The organism is Acinetobacter sp. YH16040_T (assembly GCF_024605785.1).
In the GTDB taxonomy this organism is placed as follows: domain Bacteria; phylum Pseudomonadota; class Gammaproteobacteria; order Pseudomonadales; family Moraxellaceae; genus Acinetobacter; species Acinetobacter amyesii.
Genome location: NZ_CP094541.1, coordinates 1,769,366 through 1,791,707, shown reverse-complemented (window position 1 = coordinate 1,791,707; position 22,342 = coordinate 1,769,366). Strand labels below are relative to the sequence as shown.

The window sequence follows — 22,342 nt, the reverse complement described above, 5'->3', positions numbered from 1 at the left end:
GATTTTATGAATCCTGACTAAAATAGTCAAGTTTTTTTGAGATTGTTTATTTGTTTTATTTTGTCTGAAAAATTATGTATTTATTTGAACCACACATTATACACTAATAACGTTATTAAAAGAACAGATATTAGACTAAAAGCGATATTAATCCGCTTTTGACGACGTTCGATACGCTTAATACGGTTTTTATATTGTTTAACTTCAACTTGCAGTGTGTTGATTTTAGAGCGTTGCTGTTCGATTTTTTCTAAAAGTGGGGCAATACGTTTTTTTGACGCAACGATATCGTTTTCTTCGACAGGTTCAGACAGCCAGTGTTTCCAGTCAGATAAAATTTTGGGCACACTAAATAATGAAACCAGATCACGAAATTCATCTTTTAGAACCACATCACCATCGATACGCATGGTTTTGATGCTTTTACGATTACCAAATACAAAAATTTTTACCAAATCTATTAGTGTCGTGCGGACATCAAGGTCGATGGCTTTATCTGGAGATTTCGTGTCGAACAGAATACCGTGCTCAGTAAACTGAACATAAAAATCAAAATAAGGGATGTAGCTATTTATTTTCAGTGCGACTTTTTGATCAACAAATTTTTTAGCTTGTAATGCTACAACACGGTCATGTTTTAAAATGAAAGTAAAAATCGTTTCTAAAACAATCAGGGTCATAGTAAGCAACAAATGTGGTTGAGCTTGTGTTTGTTGCGTATCACTCATAAAAAAAATGTCCTTGTTAAAATCTGAAAGCACTGGAAACTGAGCATCCTGCTCTAGAGGAACTTAGAATATACCAAAAAGTTGGTAATTCACCAGCTTTGTAGAACAGTTTAATCAATCTATCAAGTCATATGTTTGCTATTATGTTGTTAAAATGAAGAATCACATGTTGCTGTGCACATAAAATAATCAGGAGAAGTGCGGATTATGGAAAATACAGAAAGCATAATTGATGATGCACAAGAAAAAGCAGAAAAGCCGGCTAAAACTCGCGTACGTAGTCATTCTGATCGTCGCTCTAAAATGGATTTTCGCAAATATACCAAACAGATTTGGTTGGCTGGATTAGGTGCTTTTTCACGTGCTGAGGGTGAAGGAAATAAGCTTTTTGACTCTTTAGTCAAAGTTGGAGAGGAGCTTGAGTCCAAAACGATTGATATTGCAGATCAAACTGTCGAAAAAGTTTCAGAAAAAGCCAAAGAATCTGTAACTGATACGAAAGATAAAGTAGAAAAAATTTTAGATAATGGTGTTAATCATTCTTTAAACCGTTTAGGATTGGTGACTGTAAAGGATTTACAGCACTTAGAAAGGCTTATACTTCAATTACATACTAAAGTTGACCTATTGGCCGAAGAAAATGCCCAACTGAGGGCCGAAATACTAAAAAAACACTAACTTTTTTACTATTATCGAATTTTCAAGGTTTTTTTCGTCAAAAAATTCTATAAAAAGAGGTTGAGGAGTATTGCGTTTAACCCTAAAGCATTGCTATAAAGGCGTTATGGCGTTTTATACAAATTCTTGAACCTTAAATAAACGATATTAAGAGGACGTAATTTTCATGAATAAATCAGAATTAATTGATGCAATTGCCGAAAATGGGGGATTATCTAAGGCCGATGCCGGTAAAGCTTTAGATGCTACAATTGCTGCAGTTACCAATGCATTGAAAGCTGGTGATACAGTTACTTTAGTTGGTTTCGGTACTTTCAGCGTTAAAGAGCGCGCTGCACGTACTGGTCGTAACCCACAAACTGGTGCGACTTTAGAAATCAAAGCAAGCAAAGTTCCTAGCTTCAAAGCTGGTAAAGGCTTGAAAGATTCTGTAGCTTAATCTTATTAAGCACATGAGACGCGCCATTATTTGGCGCGTTTTTTATTGGTAAATGTGATTAATTGATATATCGCATTCATTCATCTCGGGTTTTCGGTTAAAATTCACCGCAAATAAAATATTGGAATACTTATGGAATCGTTTCGTAAAGTCATTAAGGGTTGGCTGGGCAAGGTCTTGCTCGTTTTGTTTTTGACCCCTTTAGCACTTGTAGGTATTGAAGGATATTTTAGTGGTGGATCTAAAGATGCAGCAAAGACTGTAAACGGTACTGAAATTTCTCAAAAAGAACTCGAAGCACTGACGAACTCATTAAAAGAACAATATCTGGCATATGCTCAGGGTGATGAAACATTATTGAATCAAAATTTCATTAGCAATAAAGCGATGGATACTTTGGTTTCACGCCAATTGTTATTGCAACAAGCTGATAAATTAGGCATTAGCTTGAGTGATGCACAAATTGTGCAAATGATTCATCAGCAGCCAAGCTTCCAAGTCAATGGTCAATTTTCAGATGAAGCGTTTGGGAGATACCTCGAATCGATTGGTATGACAAACCGCACATTCATTGATAATTTACGTAAAGACCATGCTTTAAAAATGTTGTCTACAACATTTATGGAATATGCATTGGTGAGTAAGCTTGATATCTTGCAAATTGCGAACTTACAAACGGAACAACGTAGTATTCAGTTGGCGAGCATTAATCTTGAAAATTACAAGAAAAATGTAAAAGTATCTGATGCTGAAATTGCGGCTTATTATGAGCAGCATAAAAACAAATTTAAGCAAGCAACCAGTGTTGATGCAGATTTTGTCGTATTAACACCTGCCAATATTACTGCACCAGTAGAAGCTGCAACTGATGCTGAATTGAAAGAAGCGTATAACAGCTTTGTTGAGAATGCACAGAAGTCAGTTAAACCACTCGTTAAGCACATCATGATCACTGCGGACAATCGTTCAGATGCCGAAGCTAAAAAACTGGCTGAAAGTGTTCAAGCTAAAATTAAAGCGGGTTTAAGCTTTGACCAAGCTGCAGCGCAATTCTCTGAAGATCCGGAATCTAAAGCAAAAGGTGGTGAACTGGTTGCTTATGAAAAAGGTGTGTTTGGTGATGCGTTTGATGCTGCAGTTGAAGGTGCTCAAGCTGGTCAAGTGACTGCTCCAGTAAAAACAGACAGTGGTTATCACTTGATCGAAAAAGTGGCACCAGCTGTAAAAGTGGCTTCATTTGAACAAGAAAAAGCACGTCTACAAGCAGAAGTCGCTGCTTCGAAAAAAGCCAATGTTTTTTCTGACACTGTAAACAGCCTCAATGACATGGTCGTGAGCAGTGATGCCCTTGATGTCGTGGGTCAAGAAGTGAAAGGCGTAAAAGTACAATCATTGAATGGCTTAACATTAGCATCGCAACATCCAGTTTTAAGTGATGCAAACGTCAAAGTTAAATTGTTTAACGATGATGTTAAAAATGGTGAACGTAATGTTTCATCGAGCATTCAGTTGAAAAACGGTGATGTGGTTTGGGTGAAAGTGCGTAACTATCATGCTGCGGGTGTTCAAACTTTAGCTGAAGCGAAAGCGCATGTGAAAACTCAGCTGATTGAAAAGAAAGCGTCTGATGCTGCAAAAGCCCAAATTCAAGCGACATTAAAAGAGTTTGCTGCAAAACCTGCTGCTTCAGTTGCGAAAGGCAGTTTAAACTTTGAAAATGCGGGTACATTCACTCGTGCGGATGGTTTGTTAAAACGCGAAATTCAACGTGCTGCATTTAGTGTAAAAGCGCCGAAAGCAGGTCATTGGTCTGTTACTACGACTAATCTACCAAATGAATTGGTTGTGGTTGCTGTGACTGCAGTGAACAAACAATCTGATGCGGCATTAACGGGTGAGCAGTTAGATGAGTTAACAAAACTTTATCAACAGCTTCGTGGTCAACAAGAATTTGATGACTACACACGTTATCTAAAAGATCATGCCAAAATTAAATAATTTAGGCAGCTTTAAAAAAACCAGCTTTCGAGCTGGTTTTTTTATGTTTAAGTTTAATGCATCACACTTTAAGAAAAACTTTTAAAAACAAAGATTAAATAAAATTGACTATTTAAATAATTCTCTTAAATTGAGTTTGGGAAGGCAGTTTCCTAAAAAATATAATGATGTGATTTGAGGGTGCTATGCAAAAGATGAGAGATTTAAACAGTATTTTAAAAAATATTTTGGGACAAGTTGAAATAAAGCAGTTGCTGATTCAGGGGAAATCACAGCATCAGCATATTCCCTCAACACCAGAAGTGACAGGACTAAATGACCTTTTAACTGGCACGGCAGAGCCAAAAACATGGGTGATCATTTCGGTCGGTGAAACTTTTACACGGGTCAAAGTGGATAAACAAGGACATTGGCAGATTGAAAATCCACTTAAAGAGGGCGGAGTTGTCACAATTTATGCGGCAAATCATCATGGCTTACGCTCAGAGGCAATAATGATTGCTCCAATTGCAGAGCCAATTGTACTACCGAAGATGCCAGAAATTCTTGAAAAAGGTGAATACTTGATAGGTAAAGCTGAAGCAGGAAATACGGTAGTTGTGACCTATGGTGAGCAAGAGTTTATAACAGTTGCTGATGAAAATGGCGATTGGTCGATGCTCAATCCTTTAACGACCACAGGTGCAATAAGTGTTGTGGCAATTGATCAGGACGGTAATCGTTCTGAGGCGTTGCATACAGCGCAAATCATTTTACCGCAAGCTGTTACGATTTTAGAGTCTGGCGCGGTGATATCAGGTACTGCCGCACCAAATACGACAGTTGTGATTGAGTCGGATCAAGCGGTCTATCGTATTCAGGTCGATGAAAATGGTGATTGGTCAATAGAAAATCCAGTGGCAAATGGTGGCATGTTGATGATTGTTGTGGAAGATCAATTTGGTCAGCAATCTCCTGCGATTGGCTTGGCATTTCCATTTATTCAGACCCCGCCTGAAAATCCAAGCTATGTACTGCCAGCGCCAGAAGTGACGCTAAATAGTGAAAAACTCGAAGGTAATGTATTTCAACAGGCTAAAATCATTGTGACAGCCAATGGTCAAGAGTACGTGACGTATGCCAATGAAAGTGGTTTCTGGTCGATGGATAACCCGATTCAAAATGGCGGTTTTGCAACAATCGTGGCGGAAGACAGTCGTGGTGTTCAATCGCCTGAAATCTCAATAGCTAAACTGATACTTGCACAACCTGAATCATCAGCTGAACTTACAGAGATTTTACTGGTAAGTGATGAACTGAGTGATGAACAAACTGAAAACCAAAATGACAGTCAAATTGAGCCGATTCAATCTGTGATCAATCTAGATACGCTTTTACAGGATGCGAATGAAGTCCCAATTGTATTGCACACCGATGAACAGGATTTGATCGCATTGGGCAGCGACGTTTCAAATCCGCCCGCTATACTTCCTGCGCTTGAATATCCAAGCTTACTCATTGAAGCTCCACTGACACCGTCTGATTGGCTTGCTTAGAAATATGAACCAGCTTCCGAGCTGGTTTTTTTGGTTTAAATTGACAGATATAATTTTTATTTAAAAGATTTGGCATATGAAATATTGACTCTAGCATCGTAGATTGGTGTTCTCAAAAAATAATATGAAAAAAATAACTCATCACAACAAAGGATTAAGCGGATGATATCTCTGTATATGCCTCAATGTAAACGTTTAAAGAACCCGTTATTGCGATGGATGGATCATTATTTTAAACACATGATACAGATGCTACTAACGATTTGCGTTGCCAGTAGTATTCAAGCTGCAGAACTGAACTTTCAAAAAGTTCTAGAGCAGGAAAGAGCTTGGGCGGGCTTGAGCAGTAAAAAAGTCAAAAATAATGAAATCGAGTGGACATATAGTGAAGGAGGAGATCCACGAAAACCGACGCTGTTATTGCTACATGGTTTGTCAGGCACGCGTGATAATTGGAACCGCGTTGCCCGTTATTTAACGCCCAATTATCATGTCATTATTCCAGATCTGCCAGCACATGGAGAAACTATTGTCACAGATCAATTTGATCTATCAATTCCAAATTTAACTGAAAAATTACGACGATTTATTGATGCTGCAAAGTTAGATCCAAATTTACATATCGCAGGGCATTCGATGGGTCGTGCAATTGCCATGCTCTATAGCGCTCAGTATCCCTTAGAAGTGAAATCTTTATTGTTGGTGGATTCGGCTGGTGTCTTTAAGTCGAGCAATACAGCGTATCTAAAAGATACGGCAAAGCTTGCAGAGCTAGTGGTCAGAAAAACCGGTGATTTTGATCGCGTGATGAAGATCGTGATGCAATCTCCGCCTTTTATTCCACAAGAATTAAAAATTGGGCAAGAAAAGTTGATGATAGTTCAGTCTAAACATACCAATAAAATGGTGGAACAACTGCAAAAAATGGCGACCTTGTATACGCCAGAGTCCTTTGCTTTGGCTGCACGAGGCATTGATGCACCTGTGTTTATTATCTGGGGGAAGCAAGATCAGATTATCAATGTTGAAGTGGCAGAAGAACTGAGAAGCTTATTTAAAAAAGCCAAAAAGCCTCTGATTTTAGACCATATTGGTCATATGCCTATCTTAGAAGCGGAGCAGTTAATGGCGTTGCCATATTTAAAGTTTCTTTCAACTGTTCAATGAATCAAATCGGTAAAGTGGGTGAAAAAAAAGCGAGAAATATCTCGCTTTTTTAAACTTAATTAGACACGTTGAGTCGATTTAAGTACGTACTTTAATTTCATAGCCCGTGTATTTACGAATATTGATCACACCGGTATCCAAAATCAGATACTGACCTTTAATCCCTTGTAATTTTCCTCGAATAATCGGTGTTTTGTCCAAATTATGCGATTTGATTTTTTCAGGATATTCGTCTACCGGGTAGATAAATTGGCGTGGCAACTCATCTTCTAGCAGTTCAACGGTTTCATTAAACTCTAAGTTTTGACTAAATTCTTCGCGAATGGTTTGAATTTTTGGTGCGAATTCTTCTACCAATTGGTCGCGAATTTCGATCAGGTTGATTGGTTCTGCTTCACCTTTGAGCAATTTACGCCAATCGGTTTTATCGGCCACATGCGTACCAAACATGACTTCAAGCTTACCAGATAAGCGACGTGAACCAACTTTCATAATCGGCAAAGCTTGCGTCGCACCTTGGTCCAGCCAACGTGTAGGCATTTGACCCAGACGGGTAATCCCCACTTTTAAGGCACTCGAATTGGCTAAATAGACAATATGCGGTTGAAAGCAAACTTCATGGGCAAAATCATCTTCACGACAAGTCCCAAGATGATAATGACAGGTTTCAGGTTTCATAATGCACATATCACAAGATGCCTTAGTCTTCATGCATTTGAAGCAATGACCTTGTGAATATGATTTAGGCGTTTTTGCGCCGCAAGAAATGCAGTAGATATTTCCAGTGGCTTCGATTTCAATTTCTTGGCCAAGGCTAAACGGTAGATCAACTTCTGAGCGATCTAGAATAAATTTATACTCAACATTTGCCTTGTGTGTATGTTGATCAGTTACACTAAGGTCTTTAAGACCTGCATGCATTTTATGGCAAATGCCTTGTAGTTCCATACGAATACTCACTTCATTATTAAGGATGCGGTCAATGGCTGAACAAAATGTCATCACTTCTATGCTAGACGATTTGTCAAAAGAGCAGCCAATTTCAACCGCAATCTGTATTGGTCAGGATCTTGAGCAATACAATCAATTTCATCCAATTCAATGGCAACATTTTAACGTAACTGAGTTTTTAAATCTGCCTTTTACCCAGCGTTTTGACCTTGGATTTGTGATTCTTGATACTGAAACCATGTTGAGTTTGGATCAGCAGCAGAAAACGCAGATGTTGGTAAAATTACGAGACCTATTCGCTAAACGCATCGTAGTGGTGAGTAAATTACACGATGAACAATTATTACGTGCTTTAGGCTTTACTCAGCTCATTGATAAAACCACGCATGAAAGTGATTTTGCTTTATGGCAGTTTAATATTTTGACTTATAAACACATTCCAGATTGGTTTAACTCTAAATTTTGGGCAAATCCTGAAAACTGGGATAAATTCCGTTGGTAACAAATACTTAGCCTGTGAAAAATTGCAAAAATTAACAAACATTTATGATGGAAATGTCTTTTTCCACGTATGCTGTAACTAAGTTTATCTAGGTTTTACTGGGAAAAATAAAATGACAAATTTAAATAATATTGTTGAAATTTTAGCAAAGCAGGCCCTTGGTGGTGCGAACAATCAAAATCAACAAGGTGGCTTGGGCGGTATTTTAGGTTCGGTGTTGGGGCAACTGGGTGCAAATGCAGGCGCTCAAAATACACAAACCAATGCTCAAAACCAAGCGGGTGGTTTGGCTGGAATTCTAGGCTCTGTGTTGGGCCAACTGGGCGGTGCAGCGCAGTCGCAGCAACGTAGTAGTGGTGGCAATGCTTCAACCATTTTAGTTGCAGTGTTACCTCTGGTGCTGGCTTGGATTCAAAAACAAGGTGGCCTACAAGGTGCTTTGGATAAATTACGTGGACAGGGCTTGAGCAGTCAGGTTGATGATTGGGTATCTACAGGCCCTGGCGATAATGCCGCTGTGAATAATCAACAAGTACAAAATTTATTTGATGATGCTGAAGTGGAGCAAGTTGCACAAGAAACACAAACTCAGAAACAAGATGTGTATAGTGCAATTTCAACAGTATTGCCGCAAATTATTGACTCATTGACGCCACAAGCTGGACAAACCAATCAGCAAGAAGCGAATGCTGATATTCAACAAGTGATGAATTTGGTCTCAGGTTTTCTTAAGCGTTAATCAAAATATCGCTTTAGGTATTTAATTGAATACAAGCCAGTGAACACTGGCTTTTTATGACTTGAAAAATGGTAACAATGTGTCGCTAAGATTGTCACTAGGATGGATTAAATAAACGGTTCGACACACTGATTTTTTTGCCAATATAGTGTGATTTTTTTTGACGAATCAAAATGATTTTTGACTGAAATTCTAACTCACCAAACTCTGGTTCAACTTGCACATAATGTAGTTGACCAAACTCATCACGCACACGCGCTTGAGCCGAAAAGCCGGGACGGGCATTTCCACTTGAAATGGTTGCTAGACGACCCAGTAGGTTAACGGTTTGTTTTTTATATTTGGGCGGTACAACCTGATCCAAACAATGAATCATAAATACCGTAAAGAATATGGCAATAATCAACGCAGGTAAAATAAGATAATAAGCGGGAACGAATTGACCTTCTTTAGCGTGAATACAGAACTGAAGTACATAGCCTGCAAAGCTAAAATTCATCAGTAGAAAGAACAAAATCAGAGTCTTGGAAAATTTGACATTCAATAATGCCAATTCTTGTATGCGCTGTGGGGCAATTCTTTTCAAAACTTGGCTAGGACTAATATTGATGTAATAGCCAATGGTTTCAACCATGCCCAATAACAGTACGGCCAATAAACTTAAATGAAAGGGTATTAAGTTATAGTCTGTTAAAAATGCGGACATGGTTGTATTCCAGTGTTTATTCTTCTGTGAGGTAGATTCCACCGTCAGAATGCACGTTAATGTTCACTTTTTCAAGGGCTTGACCTTGGCATGGGCCAGAAATACATTCCCCAGAGTCGACCATAAACAGTGCGCCGTGTGTTGAGCACTCAATAAACTCTTGGTCACGATCTAGAAACTGATTTTCAAGAAACTCAAGTTCCACGTGCAAGTGTGGGCAGTTATTTTGATAAGCGTAAAACATGCCATCACGTTGGGTGATAAAAATCGTTTCACCTTCAGGCGTTTCGAATGATCGTGCTTCACGTTCAGGCACATCATCCGTCATGCAAATTTTAAACATTAAGCACATTCCTTCTGAAATGATTGTAAAAGCTGAGCATAGTCTTCAACTGCTAGGCGTGGACCAAACTGAGCCACAACTTCACTTGAGATCAAGATGGCAAGTTCAGCAGCCGTTTGATAGTCATGACCTGCATTGAGTGCATATAGGAAAGCACCAGCAAAAGCATCACCAGCACCATTGGTATCTACTGCGGTAACTTTACGACCTGGCACGGTAAATGTTGCGGCTTCATTATGAATTAAGGCACCTTTGGCACTTAATGTAATGACAATGTGTTTGCTTAGTGATTGCAATTTCGTAAGTGCAGCATCTAAATGATCTGTTTCTGTATACATCAGTGCTTCTTGTTCATTACAGAACAATAAGTCCACGCCATCATCGAGTAATTCATCTAGACCTTGACGTGCATATTGCACCATTGCTGGATCAGATAAGGTCAATGCAATTTGTACACCATTGGCTTTGGCGATTTGGCGTGCTTGTTTTACCGCAAGGCGTGCGCTGTCTGATGTTGAAAGATAACCTTCGATATATAACCATTTCGCAGTATTTAAGCTGCCAAAATCAATTTGGCTATCAGTCAATTCCGCAGTAATACCGAGGTAAGTATGCATCGTACGTTCAGAATCAGGGCTGACCAATACCATACATGTGCCAGTTACACCTTCACTGATTGATTGAGTTGCAGTTTGGATGCCAGCGTCGTTTAAACCATTTAGGTAAATTTGACCTAAGTCATCATTGCCGACACGACAACCATAAAATGCAGTTCCGCCTAAAGCACTAAAAGCAACCGTTGTATTTGCTGCAGAACCACCAGAAGCTTGACCTTTATATTCTTGAGTGGCTTTTAGATTGTTATAAAGGGCTGCTTGAGTATCGCCATCTGTCAGTTGCATCGTACCTTTTTGCAGATTGTGTTGAATTAGGAATTCGTCAGAGACTTTAAATTCTTGGTCAATAAGTGCATTACCAATTGCAAAAAGGTCAACAGTTGCCATGTTGTATGTTCACATCAAAAAAATGAAAGTGCTAAGTTTACACGAATGCTCAGGATTGCTGTAGTTTGTTGAAAAAAATTCAATTAAAGGACAAGTGTGTATAAAAATCGGGCAAATCCATTATATTTTTACATTTTTTTTGAATTAGTTGCCGTTTTAATCAGCTTTGCTATTGTGCAAATCGAAAAATTTTACTTTTATAGAGCTATAGGGTGTTCAGACTGAATCAAGATGATTTGGTCATCATAAATAGATAACAGATTAAAAGTGTGAATATATGGAAATTACGATTCGTCCAGCAGAGCAACTTCCTGCTCAAATCGAAAATATTGCTGCTTTGGCGCAGCATGAAGGCTATACATTTATACACCGTTTAATTGAAGAATATCAAAGTGGTAAAAATCGTTTTGACCAAACGGGTGAGCAATTATTGCTTGCTTATGATGGCGATAAATTAATTGCTTGTGGCGGTTTAAATCAGCAATGGGGTGATACTGGTGTAGAAGAACGGATTGGACGAGTTCGCCGTTTCTATGTGCATCCGCAGTACCGTCAGCATGGCGTGGGTAAGCAGCTATTGGTGGAATTGGAAAAGGGTGCGAAAAAGCATTTTTCTGCACTGTGCTTAAATACAGAACTTAAAAATGCTGCAAAATTCTATCAAAAGCAGAATTATGTCTATGTTGAAAGTCATCCAAATTATAATTATTTCAAATATCTAGTTTAGTTTTAAATCCAAAAATAGACTCTAAATACTGTAAATGAAGCATCCGATATCGGGTGCTTTTTTTTCATTTAGTAATTCAAAAAAAGAGTGCTTTATTTTAAGCAAAGTTTTAAGCAAAAATTCATTTTAGTTATCGAAGATATAAGCATCAAAATAACTGCATAGAGTGATGCATATGCAAGTGTATGAGCTACAAGACTACGTTAAAAAGTCCCTGAGATTACCGCACTGTTTTGGTTGACCAAAATTTTTGCGACCATCTTTGGTGAAACCAGTGTTGATGCATTGTCCATGTCCTTAAATTTGGGCTATTTACTCAGTACCTTTATTTTCGCAGGCATATTTATAAGTCTGCTATATTTTCAAATACAGTCAAAAGCATATAAATCTTATTTATATTGGGCCACGATTATTGCCAGTATCACGGTCGGTACGACCTTAGCGGATTCTGTAGATCGTTCTTTAGGGATTGGCTACTTGGGTGGTAGTTTGCTATTTCTGAGTTTGGTGCTCATATCGCTTTTCAGCTGGTATCAGGTCGAAGGGGCAATTAATCCGAGTGTAGAGAATTTGCCGCGAACACAGATCTTTTATTGGTTGACGATTACATTTTCTCAAACGCTAGGTACAGCTTTGGGGGACTGGACTTCCGATAGTACAGGATTAGGCTATAGCGGTGGCATTTGGCTATTTTGTGGTTTAATTCTATTGATGGCGTTGTTGTGCTTTTTTAGTCGGGTCTCAAAGACGATTTTATTTTGGGCTACTTTTGTTTTGACACGTCCATTGGGCGCAGTTGTCGGCGATTTTCTAGACAAGCCAATCAGTTCAGGTGGATTGGATCTAAGTCGCTTTATGGCTTCTTTTGTACTGTTGTTGGCGATTGTGATTTGTGTCTATTGGTCAATACGAAATGATAGGCAATCCATAAAACCAGTCTAAATGTTTTAGTGCGAAAACAAGTGATTTTTAAAATTAAAGTTCAAGTTGATTAAAACAGTTGGAAATGTCGTTTCGGTGAATCTAGTTGTGATTTTTTAAGGTATACTTTGCCTAATTTAAATGAATAGATTAGGAGCACACATGACTGTAGATGTCACTGAAACCATTTCTCAAACTGTACATCCCGCGTTTCAGTTGATTCGTCAACATCATGTTGAAGCTTTAGACATTTTAGTGTCTGAATATAAACACAAAGTGACTGGCGCGGTGCATTATCACTTAGCCACAAACCATGATGAAAATGTATTTTTAGTTGCCTTCCGTACGCAGCCGATGGATTCAAAAGGTGAGGCGCATATTCTTGAGCATACAGCACTGTGTGGTTCAGAAAAGTTCCCTGTACGTGACCCATTCTTTTTAATGATTCGCCGTTCACTCAATACGTTTATGAATGCGTTTACCGCAGCGGATTGGACGGCTTATCCATTTGCAACACAAAATAAAAAAGATTTCCAAAACTTGTTAGAAGTTTATATGGATGCTGCTTTTGCTGCGAATTTGAACCCGCTTGATTTTGCGCAAGAAGGGATTCGTATTGAGCTAGAAAATGGCGAAGCAGTATATAAAGGCGTGGTATTTAATGAAATGAAAGGTGCCATGAGTTCACCTTCAGATCAGTTGTATCACCAACTTGCCCATCATTTATTCCCAGAAACGACATATCATTACAACTCAGGTGGTGATCCTAAAGACATTCCTGACTTAAGCTATGAAGAGTTGGTCAGTTTCTACAAATCACATTATCACCCAAGTAATGCGGTGTTCATGACTTTTGGTAATGAGCCTGCTTATAACTTACAAGAACAGTTTGAAACGCTTGCTTTGTCAAAATTTGAAAAAGGTCAAACGCTGTATTCAAAACCTGAGCGTCGTTTAACTGCGCCTGTAACTGTAACTGAAACGTATGCAGTTGATGCTGAAGACCTCAAAGACAAAACCTATCATGTGCTTTCTTGGTTATTGCCTGAAGCAAGTAATATTAAATTACGTTTAGGTATGCGTTTGGTTGAGGGGGTATTGCTTGAAGATTCTGCTTCACCATTACGTCATTACTTAGAAACCTGTGGTTATGCACAGTCGACTGGTCCATTTATGGGCGTAGATGACTCAAACTATGAAATGACGTTCTACTGTGCAATTCAAGGTTCAAACCCTGAGCATGCAGAACAATTTAAAAATGGCGTGTTTAAAGTATTAGAAGACGTTGCGGCTAAGCCTGTTGATTCGGCTTTAGTTGAAGCGATTTTGCATCAGATTGAATTGCATCAGCGTGAAATTAATGGTGATGGTACACCATATGGCCTAAGCTTAATTCTGAATGGTTTAAGCAGTGCGATTCACCATTCAGACCCTGTGGATGTCTGGGATGTGGATACGGCCATTGAACAAGTGAAGGAAGAGTTGAAAGACCCAATGTGGTTATCCAACTTAATCAAAACTTACTTGCTTGATAATCAACATCGTGTGCAATTAACTTTGGTTCCAGATGCTGAAAAAAATGCTTTGGAAGCGGCAGCAGAAAAAGCACGTTTAAAAGAAATAGATGCGAACTTAACTGAAGCGCAAAAAGCAGAGATTATTGCGCAGACTGAAGCATTGAACATTCGTCAAGATACGCCGGATGATTTGAATCTCTTGCCTAAAGTAGGTTTAGAAGATGTTCCTGCGCAGTTACAGATTGTACAAGGTCAATTACGTGAAATTATCAGTAATGGATTAGATACGCCGTTAAATCTTTACCACGCAGGCACCAATGGTCTCTACTACCAACAAGTTTTGATTCAGATTCCTGATGAAGTGGTGCAATCGCCGTATTTCAACCTCTTGTCGATTTTGATGGGTGAAGTTGGTGCAGGTGAATACGACTACTTAGAGCTACAACAGTTGCAAACAGCTGTGAGTGGCGGTTTAGGTATGGGTGCGTCGCTGCGTTCAAAAGTGGACGACAAAGGTCAAATTAGTGCTTGGCTGACTCTAACCACTAAATCATTGGTGAATAATCTTGAAGCTATTCGCTTATTGAAATTGGCTTTTGAACAGCTACGTTTTGATGAGAAAAACCGTATCGTAGAGTTATTGCAACAACGTAAAGCACGTTGGCAGTCACGTGTTTCTGGCTCTGGTCATAGCTATGCAATGCAAATTGCAGGTCGTCAACATAGTGCATTGGCGTTACGTGATTATCATAATACAGGCCTAGGCGCGCTGAACTGGTTGTCAGAACTTGTCAGCAAAATTGAGCAAGACGACACGGCTTATAATGCCTTGATTGATGAGCTTAAGTTAATTCATAACCGTTTGCTTAAAGCACCAAAACAATTCTTGGTGGTGTGTGAAGAACATCATTCAGACCGATTGGTTGAGGAAGTTCAAACCATTTGGGATAAAGTGGCGATTGACGATAACCCACATGCTTTAACTCAAGTGAATTTTGCAGATAGCAACAATGACGAAGCTTGGCTCATTCAAGCCAATGTTCAGTTCTGCGCTTCAGCATATCCTGCGGTGGAAGTGTCGCATCCTGATGCAGCACCTTTAATGATTTTGGCGGCTTATTTGCGTAATGGCTTCTTGCATAGCGCGATTCGTGAAAAAGGTGGTGCTTATGGTGGCGGAGCAAGCTATGACGGTAATGCATGTTCATTCCGTTTCTATAGCTACCGTGACCCACGTTTAGCTGAAACGTTTAAAGATTTTGACGCAAGTGTGCAGTGGCTACTGAATGCTGAACAACAACCGCATCAGCTAGAAGAAGCGATTTTGGGTCTAATTGCTAGCATGGATAAACCGGGATCACCAACGGGTGAAGCTATTACAGCTTGTTATGCTTTATTGCATAAACGCACTCCAGCTTTCCGTCAAATGTTACGTGAACGTCTTTTGAATGTGACTTTGGAAGATCTAAAACGTGTTGCTGTGGCGTACTTGGTTGAACAACAACCGACAAAAGCTGTGGTTGCACCGGTGGCTAAGCGAGATGCTTTGGTTGAGCTTGGTTTCGAAATAAAACAAGTGAATTAAAACAAAAAAGGGGTTTTTATGGCGTTCAAATCTCTTGAGCGTACGACATTGCAACTGAGCCTCATTGCGCTCAGTTCAATGTATGTCAATACTGTAAATGCACAAAATGCGGAAGTGGCTGTTAAACCAGCTACCGCTGAAGCATGTGTGGCACTTGAGTCAAATGCAGAGCGATTATCGTGTTATGATGCTTTGTTTAAAGTGCAACCTGCTGAAAAAGAAATGTTGGTTTCTGAGCGTCAAGCTGCCCAAGAAATCAAACCTGAGCCGACTGAAAAGCTGACTTTGAAAGAAAAAGTCAGTCATGCGTTTACGGACCGTTTATTTGCTGTAGAAGCACCGAACCTCAATCCAAATCTTTCACTATTGGATAGTCGTTGGGAGCTTTCTCCAGAAAGTAAATTGGGGACGTGGAATATTCGTGGCTATCAACCTGTGTATTTAATGCCGGGATATTGGACTTCGGATAAAAATGAACGTCCATCAAGCCCGAATGAAAACAACACGGTACAAGCCGATCAGGAACAAAACCTGAAATCGATGGAAGCCAAATTCCAATTGTCATTAAAAACCAAAGCTGTTGAAAACTTATTTGGTGATAATGGTGATATCTGGTTGGGCTATACCCAGTCTTCTCGTTGGCAAGTCTATAACGAAGACGAATCACGACCATTCCGTGAAACCAACTATGAGCCTGAAGCCAGTCTGGTTTTTCGTACCAACTATGAACTGTTGGGTTTGAACTGGCGTATGCTGGGCTTAACCTTTAACCATCAGTCTAATGGGCGTTCTGATCCCTTATCGCGGAGTTGGAACCGTGTCATGTTAAATCTAGGATTTGAACGTGACAATTTTGCACTGATGTTACGTCCTTGGTATCGTTTCGAAGAAGATACCAAAGATGATAACAACCCTGATATTACCGATTATGTGGGACGTGGGGATTTAACAGCATTTTATCGTCATAAAGATCATGACTTTAGTTTGATGTTACGTCATTCACTGAAAGGTGGTGATGATTCACATGGCGCTGTGCAGTTTGATTGGACTTTCCCAATCAATGGTAAATTGCGCGGCACAGTTCAATTGTTTGATGGCTATGGTGAAAGCCTGATTGACTATAACCATCGGGCAACCTACGTCGGTGTTGGTGTGTCATTAATGAATTGGTTTTAATGATTGCTCAATAATTAATTTACGGACGTAAAAGTAATTTCGCATTTTTAAGATGCTTTTAAGTCTAATCGACGGAGTCTTATATCTAGGGATTGAATAAAGGGATTAGCCTTCGGCTGGAGGTACTTTTGTTTCGGCAAAAGTACCCAAAACCATTGTCATCCGCAAAACTCGCTCTCTAGCGTCTATTTACTTAAAGTATCGCAAAAACATTTTTGATTAGAAGTCATCCTGTCTCAAACACTTGCGGATGACCTTACCGCGTATCGTTCTTTCATTTGAATCAAATTACGCTACTGATGTTACTATGTAACATCAGTAAATAAAAAAACCATGCTATGGCGTGGTTTTTTTTATGGCGGAGAGAAAATGTACAAATCAACCGATTTGGATCTCAGAAGGTGGGTGTTTTAACCGACTCTTCTTCGGTGTGGCAATCAGATAGGCCAGTGTTAAGGGGCCAAGTCGACCTGCGAACATTAATAACATCAGGGCAACTAAACTAGCAGGTTGTAAGTCGCTGGTGATGCCACGAGATAGACCAACGGTGCAAGCAGCGGATACCGCTTCGAACAACAAATCTAAAAAGCGTTTATCAGGTTCGAGAAGCAATAGACTGAAAAAGCCAATGAAAATCAACGTTACTGTAATGAAAATCACCGCTAATGCTTTAAAGGTGGTTTTTTCTGAAACAGAGTGGTTAAACACACGTAGTTCGTCTTCACGTCTTAAAAAACTGACAACACTGAGCACAACAATAATAAACGTTCCGACTTTAATGCCACCGGCCGTACTGAGAGAACCACCACCAATAAACATTAGTAACATCGTGACGAGTGATGATGCATCGCTCATGCTTTCCATGGGTAAGCTGTTAAAACCGGATGAACGTGGAACCGTTGCATGGAACCAAGCATTTAGGGCTTGATCACCTAGTGACATCGTGGCTAAGGTTGCAGCATTATTGGCTTCTAATAACCAAATGGTGATGAAGGCAAAGACATTTAAGCCTGCAATGGTCGATAAAATCAGCTTGCTATTGGTGCTGAGTTTTTTCCAACTTTTATTGCGCTTAATGTCCATCAGTACCAAAAAGCCGATACCACCGATGATATAAAGCATACTGATGGTAAATGTAATGAAATAACGGTCAGCGAAGCTCATTAAACTATTGGGAAATAATGAAAATCCACCATTATTAAATGCTGAAACACTATAAAAGGCAGCATAAAACAGGGCCTGGTTAAAATTGTATTCTTGCATCCAAGCGATGGTCAAAATAACCGTTCCCACCATTTCAAAAAAGAGTGAATAAAGCAGTACGCCTTTAATAGTCATGGTCACTTTGGCAAGGCTGGTTTGTCCAATGGTTTCTTGAGCCATAATTTGTTGTTTTAGCCCAATTTTAGGGGACAAACTCATAGCGGCCAATATCGCAAAGGTCATAAAGCCGAGACCGCCGCATTGTAGTAAACCCATAATCACGACTTTACCAAACACAGTATAGGCTTCGCCGACATTTACAACCGAAAGTCCTGTAATGGTTACGGCTGAGGTCGCTGTAAAGAGGGCATTGATCCAACTTAAATCGCCATGATGTGAATAAGGGAGTTTTAACAGCAAGGTGCCAATGATAATGAGCCCAAGAAAACCCAATGCCAAAATACTGGGTGGGCTGAGATTAATGGTATTACGCTGTTTATTGTGAAGTTTCATGTTTTTTTACTGTCATCTTGCGTGATTATGTGCAAAAGGAGCTCGACGCTGATTACAAAGTTGCTTTAAAGTGTTTAGCCAGTCGACGTAAATGTTCGAGTAAACCTTCAACCACTAAAATATCGCCTGTTTGTAAAATCAGGTTCGGATCTAAACTATATTGAAGCTGGGTGCCACGTTTATGCAAAATCGCCTTCACTTCAGGGACATGATCCATTATTTGATTTAGACGCGTGCCTTGTTGTGATTCTTTAATTTCAACTTTCACCAAATAATGATCATCTTCGAGCACCATGTAGCGACTCACCATCGGATAACTCAGTGACTGGGCAACACGGACGCCCATATCTTCTTCAGGATGGATGATTTTGCTGATGCCTAAATGGGTTAAAATCATGTGATGCGCTTTGGACTTGGCTTTGGCCCAAATTTTGTTGATCCCCATGTTTTTAAGATGGAGCACACATAAGATGCTGGCTTCAATATCTTCACCAATTGCGACTACGACTGCTTCACAATTTTGAATATTGAGTTCTTGTAAAACGTGTTCATCTGTTGCATCAGCAATCACTGCATGGGTCAGTTGGTCCGAAATACTTTCAACAAACTTTTTGTTGCTATCGATTCCAATGACATCGTGTTTTAAACCCATGAGTTCAGTGGCTACAGTTGCGCCAAAACTTCCTAAGCCAATCACAGCGAATTGTGCCATGCCGTATTCCTAAATTATTCTAAAGTTATTGAATATGTTGATGTTAGCTTGTTCAGCCTAGAGCGGCTATGAAAATTTACATAATCCATCTAAACCGAAAAGTTTTAATTTTTAATTTCTTCAGCGTTTTGATAGGCATAAAGTTCAGCAATATTGGGGCAATTTTCCATAACTTGTTGGTATTTAAAAATTTCATAACCTAATTTGTTTTTTAGAATGTATTGAAATTGATGCTGATCTTCTTTAATGACATTTAGGGTAGCTTTACGAACGAGCTCGGAATTGTTCTTTAAACGGTTTAAGCCATCGCATGAAAATTCACGGATAATGGCTTGAACAGATTCGGGAGCGGTTTGATCACTTAGCTCATCAAAGCGAATATATACAATGTAATTTGGATATTGATTCAACATTTCAGCCTGCGCGGTATAGCCGTAAATATTTTCTAGATTTTGCGTACGTGACTGATTTGGAATTTGTTTCATACTTTGACGAATCTTATCTTCCTCTTGCTTAAGTTGATAAGCCGGATATGCATAAAAATATCCACCTAAACCCACAATGACGATCATAAATAAGGCATAAAAATTCAATTTTAAATATCCATTTTGTTTTATTTTCAATGGATTATAGGGTATGGTGAATTTAACAACAATGACAGCGTTGATGAATTAATTTGATGAATTTATTTATTTTGATTCAGGAAATAGTTGATGCAAATAAAAAAGCTGGAACCTAGATCCCAGCTTTCATATAGAAATTTTACTTATTTCAAGAAACGTTGATAACCGAGGTTATTGGTAATCTCAACATATGGATAGGTAATATTTTCCAATGTTTCAATTAAACCATCTGGGTTTTGTTTCGCATCCGTTGCTTCCATACCCACCAATACACGGCCTTCAGCAGCACCGTGGTTACGGTAGTGGAATAGGGTGATGTTATGCGTTGGGCCTAGACGTTCTAAGAAAGTCAGTAATGCGCCCGGACGTTCGGGGAATTCCACGCGGAATAGGCGTTCATTTTCAATATCGGCATGACCGCCAATCAAATAACGGATATGGAGTTTAGCCACTTCATCATCGGAAAGATCGTCTACATCGTATTGGAATTTCAAAGTTTCAAAAATTTCCTGACGTTCTTTTTCGCCATTTTTGAGACTAATACCCACAAACACTTGAGCGGCACTTGAGTAGCTTGCGCGGTAGTTAAACTCAGTGATGTTACGGCCTTGTAGTGCACGGCAGAATTTAAGGAAAGAACCTTTTTCTTCTGGAATGGTCACAGCAAAGATCGCTTCTTTACGTTCACCCAGTTCGGTACGTTCTGCAATGTAGCGCAGACGGTCAAAGTTCATGTTTGCACCGCAAACAATCGATACCATATTTTTACCTTCTAGACCATGCTCAGCTACATACTTCTTAATACCTGCAAGCGCCATTGCACCTGACGGTTCTACAATGCTGCGGCATTCATCAAAGGTATCTTTAATCGCTGCACAGATTTCATCGGTATTTACCAGTACAACTTCACGCTCAACAATAGGGCCTGAGTTATCTGATTTTTGTAGCTGAATCACTTCAAATGGTTTTTCACCAATTTGAGCAACTGCTGTACCGTCGGCAAATAAACCTACAGATGGAAGAATGACACGTTCATTAGCTTCAAAGGCTGCTTTTAAACATGCTGATTCGTCATATTCAACAGGAATGACTTTAACATGCGGTGCCACATCACCAAGATAAGCAGCTACACCGGCAATGAGACCGCCACCGCCCACAGCAACAAATACATAGTCTACATCACGCCATTGACGCAAAATTTCGTTGGCAATGGTTCCTTGACCGGCCATAACGAGTTCGTCGTCATAAGGTGGAATAAAGGTCATACCTTCATCTTTTGCACATTGGATTGCGTATTTATTGGCTACGTCAAAAGAATCGCCATGCAGAACCACTTCACCGCCTAAGCGTTTAACCGCTTGTACTTTAATGTCTGGTGTGGTTTTAGGCATAACGATAATGGCGCGAATACCCAACTTTTTACCAGATAACGCCACGCCTTGAGCATGGTTACCTGCAGAAGCCGTAATAACGCCACGTTCCAACTGAGATTTCGGTAATTGACTAATACGGTTGTAGGCACCGCGTAGCTTGAAAGAAAAGACAGGTTGTAAATCTTCGCGTTTAAAGCGAATGTTATTGTTTAGTTTTTCACTAATTCGTGGCGCTGCTTCGAGTGGGGTTTCGATTGCAACGTCATAGACCGTTGCCTGTAATATTTGTCGAACCAAACGAGACAGCATGTTAATTTTCCATCTAACAGTTTAAAATAGGGGTTTATTGTAACAAACCACTGTACATTTGGGCTGAAAAATCAGCGTCTAATGTCAAAAAATAGTTGAGCCAAGTTATGAGTCTGTATGCAACCCAAGATGAAAAGAAACAAGCTGCCGCAAAAGCTGCGTTAAAGCATTTGCCAAAGGGCGGTATTTTGGGTGTTGGTACAGGAAGTACTGTGAACTTCCTCATCGAATTATTGCCAGAGCTTCAACTCGAAGCTGCGGTTGCAAGTTCTGAAGCAACTGCACAACGTTTGAAAAAATTAGGCATTGAAGTGGTTGATATGAACCACGTTGGCGGTTTAGATGCCTATGTGGATGGTGCAGATGAAATCGACCGTCATATGCACATGATTAAAGGTGGCGGCGCTGCGTTGACTCGTGAAAAAATCGTGGCGTCTATTGCGAAAAAATTCGTTTGTATCGTAGATGATTCTAAATGGGTTGATCAGTTGGCACGTGAATTTCCGCTTCCTGTAGAAGTGATTCCAATGGCACGTTCTGCTGTGGCACGTAAAATCGTTTCTTTAGGCGGCGACCCTGTATACCGTGAAGGCGTAGTAACAGATAACGGTAATGTAATTTTAGACGTACACAACTTAAATATCCTAAATGCATTGGAACTTGAAAAGACTTTGAATGACATTCCAGGTGTAGTGTGTAACGGTATCTTTGCTCTAAACAAAGCGGATATTGCTGTTGTTGCAACTGATAACGGTATTGAAGAGCGTACTGCGGTTTAATCTATAGAAAATTTAATTGTAAATTGAGTTTCGATTTATATTAAATTTCTAATGGAAGTTCCCTCTCCTTTGAGGAGAGGGTTAGGGAGAGGTCAATTTAAAAGTCCCCTCATC

21 protein-coding genes are annotated in these 22,342 nt (G+C 39.6%); 12 read left to right on the top strand and 9 right to left on the bottom strand.

Translation table 11 applies throughout. From position 1 onward, the window contains the following. Positions 1–80 precede the first annotated feature (80 nt). Positions 81–728 carry a hypothetical protein gene (locus MST16_RS08680; protein ID WP_180004651.1) on the bottom strand — a complete coding sequence of 216 codons (648 nt, stop codon included), beginning with the start codon at positions 726–728 and terminating at the stop codon, positions 81–83. Positions 729–935: 207 nt separating this feature from the next. On the opposite strand from MST16_RS08680, the gene MST16_RS08675 reads away from it, so the two are divergent. From MST16_RS08675 to MST16_RS08655, 5 genes are all read left to right on the top strand, one after another. Further along, a complete protein-coding gene (locus MST16_RS08675; RefSeq protein WP_180010119.1) occupies positions 936–1,406 on the top strand; it encodes a phasin family protein in 471 nt (156 codons plus the stop codon). Between the two features lie 166 nt (positions 1,407–1,572). Beyond that, on the top strand, positions 1,573–1,845 hold the full coding sequence (locus tag MST16_RS08670) for an HU family DNA-binding protein (RefSeq protein ID WP_078188662.1): 273 nt from the start codon (positions 1,573–1,575) through the stop codon (positions 1,843–1,845). A gap of 132 nt (positions 1,846–1,977) precedes the next feature. Continuing rightward, on the top strand, positions 1,978–3,843 hold the full coding sequence (locus tag MST16_RS08665) for a SurA N-terminal domain-containing protein (RefSeq protein WP_180004653.1): 1,866 nt from the start codon (positions 1,978–1,980) through the stop codon (positions 3,841–3,843). Positions 3,844–4,028: 185 nt separating this feature from the next. Next, on the top strand, positions 4,029–5,378 hold the full coding sequence (locus MST16_RS08660; protein WP_180004654.1) for an Ig-like domain-containing protein: 1,350 nt from the start codon (positions 4,029–4,031) through the stop codon (positions 5,376–5,378). Between the two features lie 249 nt (positions 5,379–5,627). After that, positions 5,628–6,545, top strand: coding sequence for an alpha/beta fold hydrolase (locus MST16_RS08655; protein WP_373683057.1), 918 nt, complete (start codon positions 5,628–5,630; stop codon positions 6,543–6,545). 78 nt (positions 6,546–6,623) lie between these two features. Here the strand turns inward: MST16_RS08655 and MST16_RS08650 are convergent, their stop codons facing one another. After that, entirely contained in the window at positions 6,624–7,493 is an 870-nt protein-coding gene (locus MST16_RS08650) for a DUF2797 domain-containing protein (RefSeq protein ID WP_180010156.1), read from the bottom strand. A gap of 34 nt (positions 7,494–7,527) precedes the next feature. Here MST16_RS08650 and MST16_RS08645 point away from each other — a divergent pair, with 34 nt between their 5' ends. Next, positions 7,528–7,998, top strand: coding sequence for a DUF6231 family protein (locus MST16_RS08645; RefSeq protein WP_078188659.1), 471 nt, complete (start codon positions 7,528–7,530; stop codon positions 7,996–7,998). A gap of 112 nt (positions 7,999–8,110) precedes the next feature. Continuing rightward, positions 8,111–8,737 (top strand): YidB family protein, encoded by a 627-nt coding sequence (locus tag MST16_RS08640; protein ID WP_180010117.1) that lies wholly within the window; start codon positions 8,111–8,113, stop codon positions 8,735–8,737. A gap of 97 nt (positions 8,738–8,834) precedes the next feature. Here MST16_RS08640 and MST16_RS08635 read toward each other — a convergent pair whose 3' ends face one another. From MST16_RS08635 to MST16_RS08625, 3 genes are read right to left on the bottom strand one after another with little or no spacing between them, the layout of a single operon-like run. Further along, positions 8,835–9,443 (bottom strand): OB-fold-containig protein, encoded by a 609-nt coding sequence (locus tag MST16_RS08635; RefSeq protein WP_168378601.1) that lies wholly within the window; start codon positions 9,441–9,443, stop codon positions 8,835–8,837. Positions 9,444–9,459: 16 nt separating this feature from the next. Beyond that, positions 9,460–9,786 (bottom strand): Rieske (2Fe-2S) protein, encoded by a 327-nt coding sequence (locus MST16_RS08630; RefSeq protein WP_180004656.1) that lies wholly within the window; start codon positions 9,784–9,786, stop codon positions 9,460–9,462. Next, a complete protein-coding gene (locus MST16_RS08625; protein ID WP_180004657.1) occupies positions 9,786–10,790 on the bottom strand; it encodes an adenosine kinase in 1,005 nt (334 codons plus the stop codon). Before MST16_RS08625 ends, MST16_RS08630 begins: the two co-directional genes overlap by 1 nt. 277 nt (positions 10,791–11,067) lie before the next feature. Here MST16_RS08625 and MST16_RS08620 point away from each other — a divergent pair, with 277 nt between their 5' ends. The 4 genes from MST16_RS08620 (at position 11,068) to MST16_RS08605 (ending at position 16,716) form a co-directional block, all read left to right on the top strand. Further along, positions 11,068–11,517: a GNAT family N-acetyltransferase gene (locus tag MST16_RS08620; protein ID WP_078188654.1), complete on the top strand. Its 450-nt coding sequence runs from the start codon at positions 11,068–11,070 to the stop codon at positions 11,515–11,517. 237 nt (positions 11,518–11,754) lie between these two features. Then, a complete protein-coding gene (locus tag MST16_RS08615) occupies positions 11,755–12,459 on the top strand; it encodes a hypothetical protein (RefSeq protein ID WP_257224585.1) in 705 nt (234 codons plus the stop codon). 141 nt (positions 12,460–12,600) lie between these two features. Next, on the top strand, positions 12,601–15,540 hold the full coding sequence (locus tag MST16_RS08610; RefSeq protein ID WP_180010116.1) for an insulinase family protein: 2,940 nt from the start codon (positions 12,601–12,603) through the stop codon (positions 15,538–15,540). A gap of 18 nt (positions 15,541–15,558) precedes the next feature. Continuing rightward, entirely contained in the window at positions 15,559–16,716 is a 1,158-nt protein-coding gene (locus MST16_RS08605) for a phospholipase A (RefSeq protein ID WP_180004659.1), read from the top strand. A 378-nt stretch (positions 16,717–17,094) separates the two neighbouring features. On the opposite strand, the gene MST16_RS08600 is transcribed toward MST16_RS08605, so the two are convergent. The 4 genes from MST16_RS08600 to ilvA form a co-directional block, all read right to left on the bottom strand. Further along, the gene (locus MST16_RS08600) at positions 17,095–18,432 is read right to left on the bottom strand and encodes a TrkH family potassium uptake protein (RefSeq protein ID WP_168378596.1); all 1,338 of its coding nucleotides are present in this window, start codon (positions 18,430–18,432) and stop codon (positions 17,095–17,097) included. Between the two features lie 52 nt (positions 18,433–18,484). Beyond that, a complete protein-coding gene (locus MST16_RS08595) occupies positions 18,485–19,144 on the bottom strand; it encodes a TrkA family potassium uptake protein (protein ID WP_180004660.1) in 660 nt (219 codons plus the stop codon). Between the two features lie 104 nt (positions 19,145–19,248). Next, positions 19,249–19,737: a hypothetical protein gene (locus MST16_RS08590; protein WP_180010115.1), complete on the bottom strand. Its 489-nt coding sequence runs from the start codon at positions 19,735–19,737 to the stop codon at positions 19,249–19,251. 173 nt (positions 19,738–19,910) lie between these two features. After that, positions 19,911–21,449, bottom strand: coding sequence for a threonine ammonia-lyase, biosynthetic (gene ilvA, locus MST16_RS08585; RefSeq protein ID WP_180004662.1), 1,539 nt, complete (start codon positions 21,447–21,449; stop codon positions 19,911–19,913). Between the two features lie 107 nt (positions 21,450–21,556). Between ilvA and rpiA the strand changes: the two genes are divergently transcribed. Then, positions 21,557–22,228, top strand: a complete 672-nt coding sequence (gene rpiA, locus MST16_RS08580; RefSeq protein ID WP_078188646.1) for a ribose-5-phosphate isomerase RpiA — start codon at positions 21,557–21,559, stop codon at positions 22,226–22,228. Positions 22,229–22,342 lie beyond the last annotated feature (114 nt).